Raw genomic sequence first — 16540 nt, forward strand, 5'->3', positions numbered from 1 at the left:
GAGGCCGGACCTTGCGAAAGCGGGGTCCGGTTTTTTATTGGTTCAACGCTTGCGCCCGTTCCTCGCACATCCGCGCCAACCGTTCACGCAAGGTACGGCCAGCGCTGTCCAGTTCCGATCGTGCATATAGCGCCAATTCGAGCCCACCGATGTCGGGAAAACCGTCAGCGGCGCCCAACACGCGATGCCCAGGCTGCACGCTGCCGGCCGGCAGCAGGCTGACGCCCAGCCCCGCGCTGACCGCCGCGCTGAGGCTGGCCAGGCTTGCACTCGAATAGCTGATTCGCCAAGACCGCCCCTGGGCTTCCAGCGCGTGGATCATCTCCTGCCGATACAGAGCGCCGAGCGGAAACACCACCAGCGGCAGGGCGTCCGTGGCGGCGTGCTGCGCCAGCACGGGGCGTGCGGCGCTTTCCACCCAACACAGCGGCTCTGGCCAGCGCGCATGGCAATCGCTATCGGCGCCCCATTGCTTGACGAGCAGTAGATCCAGCTCGCCGTTCCGATAGAGCCGCAGCACGTGATGGCTCAAGCCGCTTTCCACCTCCAGTCGCAAGCGCGGGCGTTCCACCGCAAAGTCGGCCACCAGCGGCATCAGCGCTTCGCCGCCCAAGTCTTCCGGCACGCCTAGGCGCAGGACGCCTTCGGTGTGCTCGGGGCCGAGCGCTTCGCTGGTCTCGTTGGCAAGGCGTAGCAGTCGGCGCGCATAGCTGAGCAGGCGGTCGCCTTCTTCGGTGGGCAGCACTTGGCGCTGGCTGCGGTCCAGCAAGCGACAACCGAAGTGCTGCTCCAGCCGGATCACCTGCTGGCTGACAGTCGATTGCGTCAGGTGCAGGTGCTCTGCCGCGCGCGTGAAGTTGCCCGTGTCGACCACGATGACAAAGCTGCGCAGCAAGACGAGGTCAATCATTCGGAATTCCACTCATAGGCATTCAATCATTTAATTTGAACATGCCTGGGGGCGCAACCATAATCGGCCGATTCAGGAGAACACCATGTCCGATGAACAGTTCATGCGCGAAGCCGTTGAGCTTGCGCGCAACAACGTTGCAGAAGGCGGCTTGCCGTTCGGTGCCGTGCTGGTGCGCGATGGCAAGATCGTTGCCCGCGCCGTCAACGAGGTGCACACCACCCACGATCCGACCACCCACGCCGAAATGCAGGCCATCCGGCAAGCCAGCCGCGCGCTTGCTACGCCCGACCTGCGCGGCGCGGTGATGTACGCCAGCGGCCATCCGTGCCCGATGTGCTTTGCCGCCATGGCGCGCTGTGGCATTCGCACCGCGTATTTCGCGTATTCGAACGACGACGGCGAACCCTTCGGCATGTCCACCGCCGCGATGTATGAAGCCATGCGCGGCGCCCCCGCCGCCGGCGCACTCCAGCTCAGCGCGCTGAAGCCGGCGGGCGAGCAAGGTTTGTACGAAGCCTGGCAGGACCGCCAGTCGTGAGCGAAGCGGCCATGCAGGGCGCAGCATCGGCCGCGCCATCCGCTGTCTCCGCACGTGCCGATGCGGGCTGGATTGGCGTGGCGCTGGTCGTGGCATTGGCGCTGAACCTGCGGCCGATCCTCACGACCATCGGGCCGCAGCTGGCTGAAATTCGCGCGGGCACAGGCTTGGGCTTGCAAGGCGCATCGCTGCTCACCGTGATTCCGGTGCTGTGCATGGGCAGCGTGGCGCTGTTTCTGCCGTGGCTGGCGCGCTGGCTGCCGGAGCATCGCGGCGTGGCGTGCAGCCTGCTGGCGATTGCGGGGGCGTGCCTGTGGCGGCTGTGGGCGGCGCAGGGCGCGGCGCTCATCGCCAGCGCGGCCCTGGCCGGAACGGGCGTGGCGATCATCCAGGCGTTGGTGCCGGGTATCGTCAAGCGCTGGTTTCCGCAGCGCGTGCCGATGGCGCTGGGTGTGTATTCCGCCGCGTTGATGGCGGGTGGTGGCATGGCAGCCACGCTCAGCCCGCGCATCGCGCATCTGGCAGATTGGCACGCGGGCCTTGGCGTGTGGGCGTTGCCAGCGCTGCTAGCGCTGGTGCTCTGGATTGCTGCACGCCCGCGCGAAGCGGCGGCGCCCACGCAGCGCGGTGCTGTGCTCAACTTTTTCGGCAACCGTCGCGCATGGCTGCTGGCGGTCTACTTTGGCGCGGCCAATGGCGGCTACACCAGCATGATTGCGTGGCTGCCGATGTTCTATCGCCAATTGGGGTGGAGCGCGCAAGACGCCGGTGGCCTCATCGGTGTGATGACCATCTTCCAGGTGATCGGCGCATTTACCGCGCCCATGCTTGCTCGCCGCCACCCCGATCGCCGCCCGTGGCTGATGGCGATGCTGGTGCTGCAACTGATCGGTATGGCGGGTTTGTTGCTCGCGCCACTCGCCGGGACTGCACTGTGGGTGGCGTTGATAGGCTGCGGCTTGGGCTCGATGTTTTCGCTGTGCCTCACGCTCACGCTCGACCACTTGCCCGATGCCCGCGCCGCCGGTTATCTGGCGGCCTTCGTGCAAGGCATCGGCTTCATCATCACCGGCATCATCCCGTATGCCGTTGGCTGGCTGCGTGAGATGACGGGCAGCTTTCAGGTGCCGTGGCTGCTGTTGCTTGCCATCGTGATCGTTTCATCGCTGACCACGCTACGCTTTGCGCCGGCCGGTTATGCGCGTGCCATCGGGCGCGTTTGACGCGGCCCCCGGGCCTCCACCGCAACGACTTTCGGCGATTTGCAAAAAACCCTTGAAATGCGAATCATTCGCATTTATAGTCTCTCCATCGACAGCGCAGACGCCGATGGGGCAGCCCCCCAAAACGCAAGGCAACGCAGCGCATCGACCCGAATTCCGCTGCGAGTGCGCGCATCTTCTGAGGATGCAGCGCCCCGGCAACCGATCTTTTGTGGGGACCGCTCTGACACACAGAGCGTTTGGCAGTAGCAAGCCGCCCGACAGTCGGGAAAGCACTTAGACCCCGCTTTCCCGACTGCGACTTTTCCGGGCCGCCAGCCATGCCGTTTTTTTTGAATCCCTCCTGCACGATTCCGACGATTGCGACGCCGTTCCTGGTTGCCGCTGATCGCCCTCCTTTTTTTACGCTCCGACCTTCACGTCAGGCCATGCCAAACTCGACCGACCTACCTGATTTGCGTAGAGCCGGGCTCAAAGCCACGTCGCCGCGCGTCAAGATCCTGGAAATCCTCGCGACCGGCACGGACCACAGCCGCCATCTCAGCGCCGAAGACGTCTATCGGCAGTTGCTCACGTCGGAACTCGATGTCGGCATCTCGACGGTGTATCGCGTGCTCAATCAATTGGTGGACGCCGGCGTGCTGCTGCGCCATACCTTCGAGGCCGGCCATGCGGTGTATGAGATCAACGAGGGCGCGCACCACGATCACCTGATCTGCATGTCGTGCGGCCGGGTGGAAGAGTTTCATGACGAGGCCATCGAGGTGCGCCAGGAGCGCGTGGCCAGCGAGCGCGGCTTCGTGCTGCGCGATCACGCCTTGGCGCTGTATGGCCTGTGCCCGACGTGCCAGCCTGCCGCGGGCACCTCACACTGAGTGAGTGCGCGTGGGCTGAGCGCATGTGATCTGGTAACGCCCTGAAACAGTATCGGGGCAATCATGGCGAAACTCATCGGGCGACAGCGGTTCCAACATACCGTGTTACCCAGGAGATGCCGATGCGACGCCGTCTGAAGTCCGAAGATGAAATCAAGACCTTGCTGGCCCGCTGTGTCCAGCAGCACCCGGAATGCGCCCAGTGCGAGCTGCGCGCCATGTGCATCCACCGCCCCGATCACACTGGTTGCAATTGGAGCGCCGAGTTCGATGTCTTGACTGAAGACGATGACGCGGCCATCCGAGGTTTGTCGGTGGCCAAGCGTTTGCTGATGCGGGCACGTACGCAGTACAACGTCGTGCGCTGAACGATATTCGCGAGCTATCCCTTCGCTTGCCGCGCGATCCGCTCCAGCAATTCACGGGCGCTTTCGCTGTGGCCTTGATGCGCCAGCAGGCGCGCATTCAGCACCAGGTTTTCCAGCACCAGCTTGGCGATGCTCGCCGTGAGCGAGACGATCACTTCGTCCTGGCTGAAATGCGCATCTTCCATTTGCGTTAACTGGCGCGAGACCAGCTTGCAGACGAGGTCACGCAGCATCTGCTCATCAAAGGGCAGGTTGGCGAAATCCACCGGGTCTTCCTTCTCGACTTCCGCGATCAACTGGACCAGCAACTCTTCGGTCATGATGCGTCCCCCGTTCAGGTTTGGACCAGTCTACGCCTGCGTTCGCCAAAAATGAAACGGGCCCGCATGGTTTGTCCCCATGCGGGCCCGTGGGTGTTGTGACGTTACGTCGGCCGTTATTTGCGGCGCACGAAGTGGATTGGCTGTTCAACCGCCGCAGACGAGGACGATTCGCCCGATGCGCATCCGCTGCAGCCACTGCCGCAGGCACTGCCCGAGAGCGGATCGGAATGGCACGAAGGTGCTTCGCCCGGCGTGAGCAAGCGCTGCCCGAAGGCGCGCATCCAATCGGGTCGTGATGGCCGGTCGCACCAGCCCGCCACACGTGCCATCGTGCGCGCCCGCATGGCCGGCGCATAGCGGCCGGTAATCGACAGCGCGCTGAAGGCCACCACGGTGGCAACAACGCCGGTTTCAACCACGTGGTACACGCTCATGTCAGCACCCGTGCGATCTGGTAAGTGGCAAAGGCGGCCAGGTAGGCCAGCGCGAAGAGGTAACCGGCCGTAGCGGCCATGATCTTCCACGAGTTGGTCTCGCGGCGGATGGTGGCCAGCGTCGAGATGCATTGCGGCGCGTACACGTACCACGCCAGGAAGGCCAGCGCGGTGGCCAGCGACCATTGCTGGGCGATCACGGGTGCCAACTGCGCGGCCGCATCTTCATGCGTGGCCGACAGCGAATACACCGTTGCCAGCGCACCCACGGCGACCTCGCGGGCAGCCATGCCCGGAATCAGCGCAATGCACATCTGCCACGTAAAGCCGATCGGCGCGAACACGACTTCCAGCGCGCGACCGATCATGCCGGCAAAGCTGTAATCGATGGCCGGCAGGGTGGCGTTGGCGGGCGGCGCCGGGAAGCTCGACAGGAACCACAGCACCACCATCATCTTGAGGATGACCGTGCCGATGCGGCGCAGGAAGATGCGCGCGCGTTCGATCAGGCCGACGGCCAGGTTGCGCACACTGGGCAGGCGATACGACGGCAACTCAAGAATGAGCGGGTGTTCGTTGCGGTCGCGCTTGAGGTACTTCAGCACGTAGGCCACCACCAGTGCCGACACGATGCCTGCCATATAGAGGCCAAACAGCACCAGGCCCTGCAGGTTGAACACGCCCCACACCTGCCGCATCGGAATGAACGCGCCAATCAGCAACGCATACACCGGCAGCCGTGCGGAACACGTCATCAGCGGCGCGACCAGAATCGTGACCAGCCGATCGCGCGGGTCCTGGATCGTGCGCGTGGCCATCACGCCGGGAATCGCGCAGGCAAAGCTCGACAGCAGCGGAATGAACGAGCGCCCCGACAGCCCGGCACCGGCCATCAGCCGGTCGAGCAGGAACGCTGCACGCGGCAGGTAGCCTGATTCTTCCAGCGAGAGAATGAAGAGGAACAGGATCAGGATCTGCGGCAAGAACACCAGCACGCTGCCCACGCCAGCGATGATGCCGTTGACCAACAGGCTCTTGAGCAGGCCATCGGGCATGACCGTACCGACCCACACGCCTACGGCTTCCACGGCGCCCTGAATGCCCTCCATGAGCGGCTGTGCCCACGAGAACACGGCCTGGAACATGAAGAACATCAGCACGGCCAATAGCAGCAAGCCGAACACCGGATGCAGCACGATGCGATCGAGCCGATCGTCCAACTCGGCCGTGCTGCGCGGCATGGTCACCGCAGCGTCGAGCAGGTGCTTCACCTCCACGTGCGGGTCAGCGTCGGCCGGCAGCCCCGCCGGTACGGCTGGCAGTTTTTCGTGATCGATATGCGCAACGAGGTCGGCTGCGCCATTGCGCTTGATGGCCACGGTCTGCACCACAGGCACGCCCAGCGCGGCTTCCAGCTTGGCGCGGTCGATGCGGATGCCGCGCCGTTCGGCCGCATCCACCATGTTCAGCGCCAGCACCATCGGTAGGCCCAGGCGTTGCAGTTCCAGCACAAAGCGCAGGTGCAGCCGCAGGTTGGTGGCATCGACCACGCAGATCAGCAGATCGGGCCGCGCCTCGCCCCGGAACGTGCCCAGGCAGATGTCGCGCGTGATGGCTTCGTCGGGGCTGGTGGCGACGAGGCTGTAGGCGCCAGGCAAATCCAGAATCTGTACGTGCCGACCCGACGGTGCAGTGAAGCGGCCTTCCTTGCGCTCGACCGTAACGCCCGCATAGTTGGCGACCTTCTGGCGGCTGCCCGTCAGCAGGTTGAACAGCGCGGTCTTGCCACAGTTGGGGTTGCCAACCAGGGCCACCCGCAGTGCAGGTGAGGAAGAGGAGGGGGAAGAAGCGTGCATCTGCATGAAGCCGGATAAGCGAGGCCGGAAAACGGCCGAAAGCAAAGGCGGGGCTACGCAGCCTCGCGCACCTTGGGCGGCGGCGCCGTCTCTTTGGCGGTAATGACAGTGGCGGTAGGCTGCGCGGCAGGTTGGGCCCGCAGGCGCACACGGGCGGCTTCCTGCCGGCGCAGCGCAAAGCGCGTGAAGCCTACTTGCACGACCAGCGGATCACCGCCGAAGGGCCCCACGGCCACCACGCGCACCTCTTCGCCCGTCACGAACCCGAGTTCGCGCAGGCGCTGGCTGATGGGATCGGCGGTCTCACGGTCTTCAACGTGGTCCACCACCGCCGTGGCCCGGCGGGAAAGCTCGGAAAGCCGCATCGTGCGAGATCGTTAACGTGGTAACTGCTGAGTGGCTAAATGCGAATCGTTTTCATTATATCGCATCAGCCTGCTTGAAGGACTGCGGCACCGCGTCGCCCGGATGGATATTTTGACGGAGGGCAGAAGATGCAACTGGAGACGGCCGCGCGCGTTGCGCCCAAGGCACAGAATGCGGCAGGTTCCCGTAAAACCGTTGTCAGCACGGGGTTTTTGCCAAATTACCTTATCCTGGGTATTGGCTGGGCTGGGGTCCTTGCCTATCCTTCAAGTGCGCTGAACTTCCCCGTTCAAAGCGTATTCTTGAGGCCACCGGATACCGCTATCCGGTGGCTTTTTTCATGGGCGCTCGGCCTGCGCGGTTCTTAGAGTCGTTAACAAAACCCAGCGCAGCGATCCTGGCTAGGCGTGCCGACGCAGACAGTACTTTGAGTACGGCAAGGAGGCACAACGACGCCAGGAGGGTTTTGTTAGCGACTCTTAGTCGGTCGCAATGGCGCCGCGCCCGGCATGCTTGGCGCGATAGCACGCCGCGTCGGCGCGGGCCAGGAAGGCACTGGCGTCGGTATCATCGGGGCGCAGTTCCACCACGCCTTGTGACAGGGCGATCTCCGCACGGGCGCCTGCGGCCTCAACCGGCTGCCGCGCCAGCGCCGCGCGAATCCGATCGGCAAACGTGACGGCCGCCTGTATGTCGCAGTGCGGCAGGATCACGGCAAATTCGTCACCGCCGAGCCGAGCGACGTGGTCTTGCGTGCGGGTGTTCTGCACGATGCGCTCAGCCACGCCACGCAACACGTCATCGCCTGCGGCATGGCCGTAGCGGTCGTTGATGGCCTTGAACCCATCCAGGTCGATCATGATGAGTGCCATGGGCGCGCGCGTGCCTGGGCTGCTGCGATGCGCGTCAAATTGCGCGCGGAATGTGGCGTCAAAGCCGCGCCGGTTCAGCAGGCCGGTCAGGACATCGTGCGTGGCATCCCAGGCGATGCGTTGTACGGTTTCACGCGTGGCGGACACATCGCGCAGCACCAGCACGCCACTGCCCGAGGTGCCTGGCAGCGGCCCCCAGGAGAGTTCGACATCGTGGCGGCGGCCGTCGGCGCGCTCCAGACGCAGGCTGCCGAACAGCGTGCCGCCCCCGCGCAGCAACTGCGTGGGGATGACGCGCCGGCCCCCGTCATGTTCAAACAGATGCAGTAGACGATTGATCGACTGGCCGACCGCGCGTGCAGGGTGCATGCCCACCAGCGTTTCGATGGCGCGGCTGGCGTGCGTGACGGTGCCGTCGCCATCAACAGTGAGCAGCGGTTCCTGAATAGCGTCGAGCACCAGCAGCGCGGCACGCACCTCGTGTTCGAGCGCTTCCTTGGCGCGTTGCTCGCGGGTGCTGTCGACCACCGCCACCGCCCATCCCGCCAACGGCGTGCCGGCGCCACCGACGGGCCGCGCCGTCAGCAGGACCGCGCCGATGCTCTCGCCTTGCCCTGTCGCCACCACCATCGGATGGTCGGCCAGCGCCAGCGGTGCATGCGGCAGCTGCGAAAGCGCAGCGGCCACGGCCCGGGCGGGGGAGGCGGCAGCATCGTCCGTGGCTTGCAGGGCCTGGCTGATGGCATGCGCGCTGGCTCCAAGCAAGCGCTCGAAACGCACGTTGGCAAACGACACGGCCAAGGTGCGATCCAGAAAGGCCAGCCCGACCGGTGCCTGCTCGGCCAGCCCGCGAAAGAAGGCGACATCCTGCTCGCTGGCGGCCAGCGTCTGTTCCCAATACTCGGCAAGGTGCCCGATGCGCGTGGCCAGCGCGCCCACTTCGGTGCCGGGGTCGAAGGCCGAGGCCTGGGGGTCAGCCAGTTCGCCCAGTCGGGTGAGCGGGCCGGGCGGAGGGGCGTCGTGCAGGGCTGGCCTGCCGGACACCGGCGCTACCGGGTGGATTGGCATGCCACCCTCCACTTCATGGCGCAGGCGCTCCAGCGGGCTGACCGCGCGCTCGATCCAGAACCAGGCGAACAGCAGGCACACCGCGCCAAACGCAATACCGGCGGCGATGAGCGTGCGTGTTGTGCGGCTGGCGCCTGCGTAGGCTTCCTGTTCGGGCCACCAGACGCCCACGCTCCACGGCACGGCGTTCAGGCGGCGGTAGCCCACGATGATGGCGGGCTGCCCCGGTGGGCTGAACACCGTGCCCTGGCTCCAGCCCTGCGTGGCTGCGCGAGCAGATGCCGGCATGGCCGCCAGATCGGGCGCTTGCTGCAACTGGCGCGAGCGGTCGGGCGCGACGATGTATTTGCCGGCTTCCGACACCATCACCAGCCGGCCCGTGCGCCCGAGCCGCACGGCCTCCAGGTCGGTCAGCATCGGGTTACGCGACAGCTCGATCGAGCCGATCACCAGCCCTGCGAAGCGCCCCGCCTCGTCGTGCAATGGCATGGCGAACGATGCCACGGGCCGCTTGCCCGCCGGTGCCAGGAACGGCTCCGGCATGACGAGCCGCTGGGTCGTGCGCGCAGCCACGAAGATGGGGTGGTTGGCCATGTTGTCGCCGCGGCGCTCGGGCAATTGCGGCGCGTCGGCCAGGATGGTGCCGTCAGCGGCCACCAGCAGCAGGTTGTCGAAAGCGCTGCGCAGGTCGGGGTGGTCTTCCAACCAGGCTTGGCCTTCCGCGGCCGTGCGTGGGGTGCTGGCGGTATCGGCGGCGGCGGACAGGCGGTCGATGCTATTGGCCAGGCGCGCATCGATCGGGCGTGCGGCTTGCGACAACGCTTGATCCAGGCGGCTGTCGATCTCTTGCCGCGTATCGTCATAGACTGTAGAAACCGCCACGACGATCAGCGCCGCAAACGGTATCAGCGCAGCCACCACCACGCCCGGTAGCAGACGGAACAACAGGCGACGCGGAACGATGAGCGGTGGCGGGGTCGACATGGGGCCGGATTGTAGGGCCAGTTCGTCGTTCGAAACCCGTTGATGTCGAGAAAGCCAGTTTGATTGCAACAGTGGTGTACAGACTATCCACAAGTTGCGTGCGATAGGAATTGCAAGCAAAATGCTTGCGCACTGCGTCAGCCGTTGTCCGGCACGATGCTGCAACTGCATCGTGCGCTTGGGGTGCGGTTCCTGAGCCGCGCATCGTGCAGCCTCTTTCCATACCAAGGCTCTACCGGTCATCCAAGTGCCGAAGCACGCTTTCTTTCCCACCACGCTGCGCGGCCGCTTGCTCGCACTGGCTGCGGTGGCCGCCTTGCCGGCCATCCTCGTGGCGGCGGCGGGCGTGGCGCTCTACCGGGATCGGCTCAATGACCACCTCGCCCAGCGCCTGACCCACGAGACCGAAGCCGCCGCCGCGCGTGTCGGCATGGTGCTCTCCAACGCCAACGAACTGCTCTCCGTGCTGGTGGCCGACGACTCCGCCCTGCGCATGGACCAGCAGGAGTGCAGTCGCTTCGTCAGCCGCGTCTTTCACAACCAGAGCGAACTCGCCAACCTCGGCATCATCGATGCCCACCGCAAGCTGGTCTGCACACCCAATACTGCCCGTCTGGGCATCGATCTGTCCGACCGGGATTACGTCAACGAGGTGCTGGCCACCGGTCAGCCCGCGCTGTCGACGTTCGTGACGGGGCGCGCGTCGAGTCAGGCGGTGCTGGTTTCCGCGCGGCCCATGATCGGCGGCGACGGCGCCATCCGCGGGGTTGCGTATGCGGCCGTACGGCAGCAAGCCATCATCCTGGCCGCGGCCGGTGGCATGCCCAGCGCACCGGTCTACCTGATCGACGCGGCCGGCAACGTGCTCTCCGTCAATGGCATGGTGGCCACCGCGCAGGTGCCGGCCATCGTGCAGGGGCAGTTGGTGGCCATGGCCGGCCAGCAGCCGGGCGAGCCGGTGCTGGTGGATGACGCAGATGGCGTGCGTCGCGCCTACGCTGCCATGGTGGTGCCGCATGCGGCGGCCGGACGGCTGCGCGTGGTGCGCGGCGTGGACGCTACCGACATCATTCGCCAGCAGCGCGACATCACCTTGGCCGGCGGCGGCGCCATCCTGCTGATGATGGTGTTGCTGCTGGCTCTGATCCAATTGGCGATGCGGCGCTTGGTGCTGCCGCGCGTGGATGCGCTGGTGGATGCCGCACGCCATTACGCGGCGGGCGATTTCTCCGCACGCGTGGTCGAGCAGGGCGCCGCGCGCGATGAGCTTTCCTTGCTCGAGCGCACCTTCAACGAGATGCGCGCGGCCATCGAACGCCACGACGCCACCGTGCATCGCCTGACCGAACGCTTCCAGCGCGTGGCACGTGCCACCAATGACTGGATCTTCGACTGGGATATCGCCACGGGCGAATCGTGGGCGAACGCGAGCCTGCACCGCCTGTTGGGTAGCGATGCGCTGCTCGGCCCCAGCGATGGCGAGGGCATTTCGCGTGCGCTGACGTTCCAACAGTTCGTGCATCCGGACGACGTGGAGGCTTTTGGCCAGGAACTGCGTGCCGTGCTGCATTCGGACCGCGATAGCTGGTACCACGTCTGCCGCGTGATCGACGCCAACCGCGCCACGCGTACGGTGGAGATTCGCGCCAGCGTCTATCGCGGCAAGGACGGCCGCGCCGTGCGCATGGTGGGCGGCGTGACCGATATTTCGCAGCGCTCGGCCATGGAGCAGGAATTGCGCGCGAGCGAAGCCAATCTCAGCGTGGCCGAGCAGATCGCGCAACTCGGCAGTTGGCGCTGGGATGTGCTGCGCGACTCCGCCACCTGGTCGTCCGGCATGTATGTGCTGACGGGCATGCCGCCCGGCACGCCCCCCACATTTGCGCAGCAGGCACAGTTCTTCACCGCTGAAAGCTACAACCGCCTGCGCGAAGCCGCGAGCCGCGCTGTCACCGAAGGCGAGTCGTATTCGCTGGAGCTGGAGATGATTCGCCGGGATGGCGAACACCGCTGGGTGCTCTCGCGCGGGAACATCGAGCGCAACAACCGCGGCGAGGTGATCGCATTGTTCGGCACCATGCAGGACATCACCGAGCGGCGCGACTCCGACGAGCAACTGCGTCTGTTGCGCCGTGTGGTGGAATCCGTGCCGTCGGGCATTACCGTGGCGGACGCGCAGCAGCCCGATTTGCCGGTGGTCTATGTGAACCCCGGTTTCGAACGCATGACCGGCTACCGCGCGGAAGAAGTGCTGGGCCGCAACTGCCGCTTCCTGCATTCCTCCGAGCCAGGACAACCGGCGCTGAACGAGGTGCGCGCTGCCCTGCGCGATGCCAGCGAGATCCGCGTGCTGCTGCGCAATTTCCGCAAGGACGGTCACCCGTTCCTGAACAACTTCCTGCTCTCGCCCGTGCGCGATGCCAAGGGCGCGGTCACGCATTACGTCGGCATCCAGGACGACGTGACCGAGCAGGAAATGACGCGCACGCGCCTGGCGCAGCACGCCACCATTGATTCGCTCACCGGTCTGCCCAACCGCACGCTGCTGGCTGACCGCGTGCAGCAGTCGGTGGAAATGGCCGCGCGCCAGCGCAGCCGCTTCTATGTGGTGCTGGTCAATATCGACCGCTTCAAGGTCATCAACGACAGCCTGGGCCACTTGCTGGGTGATGAAGTGCTGCGCCGCATTGCCGAGCGCCTGCGCGACGCCGCTGACACCGTCGACACCGTGGCGCGCTTCGGCGGCGATGTGTTTGCGCTGGTGGTGTCGCATGCAGGTTCGCGCGGCGGTGAGTTCGGCTTTGACTTGTTTGCCGATGCGATTCGCGTGGAAGGGCACGAAGTGTTCGTCACGGCCAGCATTGGCGTGGCGGAATACCCGACGCACGGCGCCGATGCCGATACCCTGATCCGCCATGCAGAAATGGCGATGTACTACGCCAAGCAGAACGGTCGCAACCGGTTGGAGTTCTTCGCGCCCGAGATGGACATCGGCGTGTCGTATCGCCTGAACCTGGAGCACCAGATCCGGGCCGCGCTGGAGCAACGCCAGTTCCGCCTGCTGTACCAGCCGCAGATCGACACCAAGACCGGCCGCGTGTGCGGGCTTGAAGCGCTGATCCGCTGGATTCACCCGACGCGGGGGTTGTTGCCGCCGGCGGCGTTCATCCCGGTGGCGGAAGAGAGCGGGCTGATCGTCGACATTGGCAACTGGGTGTTGGAGGAAGCCGCGCACCAGCGCGCCGAGTGGCACGCGCGCGGCTTGGCCGATGACCTCACAATTGCCGTGAATGTGTCGCCGCTGCAGTTCAAGCGCGGCACGGTGCTGCCGATGCTGCTTAAGCTGCAGCGCCAGTACGGGCTCGGCTCGGGCTTCCTGGAGCTGGAGGTGACCGAGTCGATGCTGATGGAAGGCACCGAGCGCACCATTGAAGACCTCACCGCCATCCGCCAACTTGGCGTGCGTATCGCCATTGACGACTTTGGCACCGGGTATTCGAGCCTGGCGTACCTGAAGCGGCTGCCCATCGACCTCATCAAGATCGACCGCGCTTTCGTCAAGGATATCGACCGGGACTCCAACGACGCGGCCATCTGCACGACGGTGGTGGTGCTGGCGCACAACCTGGGCGTGGCGGTCTGCGCGGAAGGCGTAGAAGACGCGGCGCAGTCGGCCTTCCTGACCTCGCACCGGTGCGATGTGCTGCAGGGCTATTACTTCAGCGAGCCACTATTGCCCGAGGCGGTGACGGAGTTGTTGGAGCGCGACGCGCGCTTCACCGTATAGCGCGCGCCGCCAGGCCACATCAAGACCGGAATACGGCCACGGCGCGCTTCAGGTCTTCCGATTGGCGAGCCAGCACCGACGCGGCTGCGGCTGCCTCTTCCACCAGCGTGGCGTTCTGCTGCGTGACCCCATCGAGCTGCGAGACCGAGTCGTTGATCTGCGCGATGCCGCTGCTCTGCTCGCGCGAGCTGGCCGAGATTTCCGACATGAGATGCGTGACGGTCTGCACGGATTGCACGATCTGCGTCATCGTCGCACCGGCCTTGTGCACCAGTTCGACGCCATCGCGCACGGATTGGTCGGACGTGCGGATGATCTCCTTGCTCTGTGCGGCGGCCTGCGCGCTGCGTTGCGCGAGGCTGCGCACCTCCCCGGCCACGACTGCAAAGCCGCGGCCTTCTTCACCCGCGCGGGCGGCTTCAACCGCAGCGTTCAGGGCGAGGATGTTGGTCTGGAACGCGATGCTTTCAATGGTGGCGATGATCTCCGTCACGCGCTGGCTATCGGTGCGGATGGCGTCCATGGTCTGCACCACGCGTTGCACGAGCTGGCCGCCATCCGACGCGATGGTGGAGGCCTGTTCGGCCAATGCGCTCGCCTCGCGGGCGTGATCGGCGTTTTGCGCCACCATCGAGGTGAGTTCTTCCATGCTCGAGGCGGTTTCTTCCAGCGCGGCGGCTTGCTGTTCGGTGCGTGCCGACAGGTCGTGGTTGCCGGCAGAAATCTGCAGCGTGCTGTGGGCGACATTCGATGCGCCGTCCTGGATGTCGCGCACGATGGACGACAGGCTTGCGCGCATGGTGCCCATGGCACGCATGACCTCGCCCACTTCATCGTTGGAACGCGCCTGCACGGTGGTGGTCAAGTCGCCGGCGGCCAAGCGTGTGGCCAGCGTAGCCGCTTCTTCCAGCGGGCCGATGAGGGTGCGTGCCAGCAGCACGCCGGAGAATGTGGCCAACGCTGCGCAGCCCACCCCGCTCAGCCAAAGCCAGTCACGGCTGAACACGAGCCATGGTGTGCCACGCAGATCGGCAGCTTCCAGCGCAATGTGCGCCCACACGGTGCCGATGAGGATGGCCATGGCGATCAGGCTTTGCAGCCCGATCACCTTGAAGCGCAGGCTGTCACGCTGGAACAGGTTGAGGCCGCGTCGCCAGCCCGTGCGCAGAACGCGGCCCGCGCGCACCGTGTACGACGTGTCGCCCTCGTTGATGGCGGTATAGGCGCGTTGGGCGCGGGCGATCTGCGCGGGCGTCGCCATGGAGCGCACCGAGGTGTAACCCGTCACCGCGCCGTTTTCGAATACCGGCGTCACATTGGCGAGCACCCAGTAGAAGCCGCCGTCCTTGCGGCGGTTCTTGACAAAGCCGCGCCAGGGTTTGCCGGCTTGCAGCGTGGCCCACAAATCGGCAAAGGCCGCCTCGGGCATGTCGGGGTGGCGCACCAGGTTGTGGGGCGCGCCCATGAGTTCTTCCTGCGCGTAACCGCTGATGCGCACGAACGCCGCATTGGCGAAGACGATGCGGCCTTTCAGGTCGGTGCGGGAGATGAGGTAGTCCGTTGGGTTGAGGGCGGTTTCGGCTTGGGTGACCGGCAGGTTCTGGCGCATGGTGATGCCGCGCTTCGTGGGCGCGGAGGTCGGAGTGAGCGGGAGTCCCTTCTTGCAACGGCAGCCCGGCGGCCCGCTAAAGGGGCGCAATGTGACGGGATTTGATCTCGATCAACTGGGCGCTACGCCAGCGTAAATGGGCATGAGCGTTGCTAACCTCCTCGCAATGCGCCCATCAGGCGTTGGAAACGGAGGAACGAGGTGCACAAGATCTGTGGGGATGTCGAGATCGTCCCGCGTGTGATTCCCGCGGGTGCCCGCGGTTGGGAAGCGCGTATCGAAGTGGTGTTCCGCAGCGCCGAGGGCCAGTCGTTGACGGGTTCGCAGCCGGTGCGGCCCGGCTGTACGTTCGGCTCGCCGCGCGAGGCGATGGATGCGGCGCTGTTGCATGGCCAGCGCTTGCTGCGCGATTGGGTGCGTGGCGCGACCCCGCCCAAAGCGGGGGCCGCCACCTAAGCGACAGTGCGTCTGTCAGTCCATTAGCGCGCTTCGAGGGCTTTGCGCTCCTCGCGCGAAAGGCCGGCTGTCCAGTAGCCCTTGGCGTCAATGGCGTCGTGCGGCACCGACCACGCGCCTTCCAGCAGCGCGCGCACATGTTTGAGCAACGAGGCTTCGCCGGCCAGGAACACCTGGGGTGTGCCGGATGGCATCGGTTGCGCGCTCAGCGCGCCGACCATCATCGCCCCGGCGTGCGCAGTGTCGGTTTCCACCCAGTGGATGCCCTGGCTGCGCGGGTGCGTGGCAAAGCTGCCTTCCAGCGGCAGCCGAGCACGTGCATCGCCGATGGCAATGTAGGTTTGCACGTGCGCGTGCTCCGGCAGGCTTTCCAGAATGGCAAAGATGGCGGGCAGGGCGGTTTCGTCGCCCACGAGCAAGGTCCACGGCGCGGCGGGGTCGGCTACGAAGCCGCGCTTGGGGCCGGCAAATTCCACTTCGTCGCCGGGCGCGGCGCGTTCCAGCCAGCGCGCGGCCGGACCATGCTGCGCGGCGGGCGTTTCGTCGTGCACGACAAAATCGATTTCCAGCTCACCGCGGGCCGCGTGGTACCGACGGATCGTGTAAGCGCGGCCGAGTTTGCGTCCTGCGCCTGCGGCGTCGTGCGCAAACATCAACTTGATGGCGGCGCCGGGTGGCGCATTGGCCAGGTCGGCCAAATCTGCCGCCGTGCCGGTAAAGACGACGCGCCGCATGCGGGGCGAGAGCGTGTGGATGGCCCGCACACGCACGCGACGTGTGGCGGGTTTGAGAGGGCTGAGCAGCTGCGACATGAGACCTTGTGTGCGAGTGAGGGCAAACATAGTGGCTGCGGAAAGAGGGATCGGCG

At 65.7% G+C, this 16540-nt stretch carries 14 protein-coding genes; 6 read left to right on the plus strand and 8 right to left on the minus strand.

The annotated features are described in order from the left end of the window. Positions 1–34: 34 nt before the first annotated feature. Positions 35–910 carry a LysR family transcriptional regulator gene (locus ACN9M1_RS25655; RefSeq protein WP_426399675.1) on the minus strand — a complete coding sequence of 292 codons (876 nt, stop codon included), beginning with the start codon at positions 908–910 and terminating at the stop codon, positions 35–37. Between the two features lie 85 nt (positions 911–995). Here ACN9M1_RS25655 and ACN9M1_RS25660 point away from each other — a divergent pair, with 85 nt between their 5' ends. From ACN9M1_RS25660 to ACN9M1_RS25675, 4 genes are all read left to right on the plus strand, one after another. Beyond that, a complete protein-coding gene (locus ACN9M1_RS25660; protein WP_426399676.1) occupies positions 996–1451 on the plus strand; it encodes a nucleoside deaminase in 456 nt (151 codons plus the stop codon). Continuing rightward, complete coding sequence (locus ACN9M1_RS25665; RefSeq protein ID WP_426399677.1) at positions 1448–2674, plus strand: CynX/NimT family MFS transporter; 1227 nt, start codon at positions 1448–1450, stop codon at positions 2672–2674. Before ACN9M1_RS25660 ends, ACN9M1_RS25665 begins: the two co-directional genes overlap by 4 nt. Before the next feature lie 428 nt (positions 2675–3102). Further along, the gene (gene fur / locus ACN9M1_RS25670; protein ID WP_426399678.1) at positions 3103–3549 is read left to right on the plus strand and encodes a ferric iron uptake transcriptional regulator; all 447 of its coding nucleotides are present in this window, start codon (positions 3103–3105) and stop codon (positions 3547–3549) included. 122 nt (positions 3550–3671) lie between these two features. Then, on the plus strand, positions 3672–3917 hold the full coding sequence (locus tag ACN9M1_RS25675; protein ID WP_426399679.1) for a hypothetical protein: 246 nt from the start codon (positions 3672–3674) through the stop codon (positions 3915–3917). Between the two features lie 14 nt (positions 3918–3931). Here the strand turns inward: ACN9M1_RS25675 and ACN9M1_RS25680 are convergent, their stop codons facing one another. The 5 genes from ACN9M1_RS25680 to ACN9M1_RS25700 form a co-directional block, all read right to left on the minus strand. Continuing rightward, positions 3932–4237 carry a hypothetical protein gene (locus ACN9M1_RS25680; protein WP_426399680.1) on the minus strand — a complete coding sequence of 102 codons (306 nt, stop codon included), beginning with the start codon at positions 4235–4237 and terminating at the stop codon, positions 3932–3934. A 116-nt stretch (positions 4238–4353) separates the two neighbouring features. Continuing rightward, complete coding sequence (locus ACN9M1_RS25685) at positions 4354–4674, minus strand: DUF6587 family protein (protein WP_426399681.1); 321 nt, start codon at positions 4672–4674, stop codon at positions 4354–4356. Then, positions 4671–6536 carry a ferrous iron transport protein B gene (feoB, locus tag ACN9M1_RS25690; RefSeq protein ID WP_426399682.1) on the minus strand — a complete coding sequence of 622 codons (1866 nt, stop codon included), beginning with the start codon at positions 6534–6536 and terminating at the stop codon, positions 4671–4673. The genes ACN9M1_RS25685 and feoB overlap by 4 nt, the downstream gene beginning before the upstream one ends. A gap of 47 nt (positions 6537–6583) precedes the next feature. Continuing rightward, complete coding sequence (locus ACN9M1_RS25695; RefSeq protein ID WP_426399683.1) at positions 6584–6895, minus strand: FeoA family protein; 312 nt, start codon at positions 6893–6895, stop codon at positions 6584–6586. 480 nt (positions 6896–7375) lie between these two features. After that, complete coding sequence (locus tag ACN9M1_RS25700; protein ID WP_426399684.1) at positions 7376–9820, minus strand: sensor domain-containing diguanylate cyclase; 2445 nt, start codon at positions 9818–9820, stop codon at positions 7376–7378. A 247-nt stretch (positions 9821–10067) separates the two neighbouring features. Between ACN9M1_RS25700 and ACN9M1_RS25705 the strand changes: the two genes are divergently transcribed. Next, a complete protein-coding gene (locus ACN9M1_RS25705) occupies positions 10068–13607 on the plus strand; it encodes an EAL domain-containing protein (RefSeq protein WP_426399685.1) in 3540 nt (1179 codons plus the stop codon). Between the two features lie 19 nt (positions 13608–13626). On the opposite strand, the gene ACN9M1_RS25710 is transcribed toward ACN9M1_RS25705, so the two are convergent. Continuing rightward, entirely contained in the window at positions 13627–15216 is a 1590-nt protein-coding gene (locus tag ACN9M1_RS25710) for a methyl-accepting chemotaxis protein (RefSeq protein ID WP_426399686.1), read from the minus strand. Positions 15217–15417: 201 nt separating this feature from the next. Between ACN9M1_RS25710 and ACN9M1_RS25715 the strand changes: the two genes are divergently transcribed. Next, positions 15418–15672: a hypothetical protein gene (locus ACN9M1_RS25715; RefSeq protein WP_426399687.1), complete on the plus strand. Its 255-nt coding sequence runs from the start codon at positions 15418–15420 to the stop codon at positions 15670–15672. A 23-nt stretch (positions 15673–15695) separates the two neighbouring features. On the opposite strand, the gene ACN9M1_RS25720 is transcribed toward ACN9M1_RS25715, so the two are convergent. Further along, a complete protein-coding gene (locus ACN9M1_RS25720; protein ID WP_426399688.1) occupies positions 15696–16514 on the minus strand; it encodes a siderophore-interacting protein in 819 nt (272 codons plus the stop codon). Positions 16515–16540 lie beyond the last annotated feature (26 nt).

This window comes from Ralstonia sp. R-29 (assembly GCF_049913345.1).
GTDB lineage: Bacteria > Pseudomonadota > Gammaproteobacteria > Burkholderiales > Burkholderiaceae > Ralstonia.

Bases quoted from the DNA above. Each gene is read 5' to 3' on its own strand.
- feoB (WP_426399682.1), bottom strand. From the start codon at position 6,536: ATGCAGATGCACGCTTCTTCCCCCTCCTCTTCCTCACCTGCACTGCGG.
- ACN9M1_RS25700 (WP_426399684.1), bottom strand. From the start codon at position 9,820: ATGTCGACCCCGCCACCGCTCATCGTTCCGCGTCGCCTGTTGTTCCGT.
- ACN9M1_RS25710 (WP_426399686.1), bottom strand. From the start codon at position 15,216: ATGCGCCAGAACCTGCCGGTCACCCAAGCCGAAACCGCCCTCAACCCA.
- fur (WP_426399678.1), top strand. From the start codon at position 3,103: ATGCCAAACTCGACCGACCTACCTGATTTGCGTAGAGCCGGGCTCAAA.
- ACN9M1_RS25660 (WP_426399676.1), top strand. From the start codon at position 996: ATGTCCGATGAACAGTTCATGCGCGAAGCCGTTGAGCTTGCGCGCAAC.
- ACN9M1_RS25695 (WP_426399683.1), bottom strand. From the start codon at position 6,895: ATGCGGCTTTCCGAGCTTTCCCGCCGGGCCACGGCGGTGGTGGACCAC.
- ACN9M1_RS25655 (WP_426399675.1), bottom strand. From the start codon at position 910: ATGATTGACCTCGTCTTGCTGCGCAGCTTTGTCATCGTGGTCGACACG.
- ACN9M1_RS25720 (WP_426399688.1), bottom strand. From the start codon at position 16,514: ATGTTTGCCCTCACTCGCACACAAGGTCTCATGTCGCAGCTGCTCAGC.
- ACN9M1_RS25685 (WP_426399681.1), bottom strand. From the start codon at position 4,674: ATGAGCGTGTACCACGTGGTTGAAACCGGCGTTGTTGCCACCGTGGTG.
- ACN9M1_RS25675 (WP_426399679.1), top strand. From the start codon at position 3,672: ATGCGACGCCGTCTGAAGTCCGAAGATGAAATCAAGACCTTGCTGGCC.
- ACN9M1_RS25680 (WP_426399680.1), bottom strand. From the start codon at position 4,237: ATGACCGAAGAGTTGCTGGTCCAGTTGATCGCGGAAGTCGAGAAGGAA.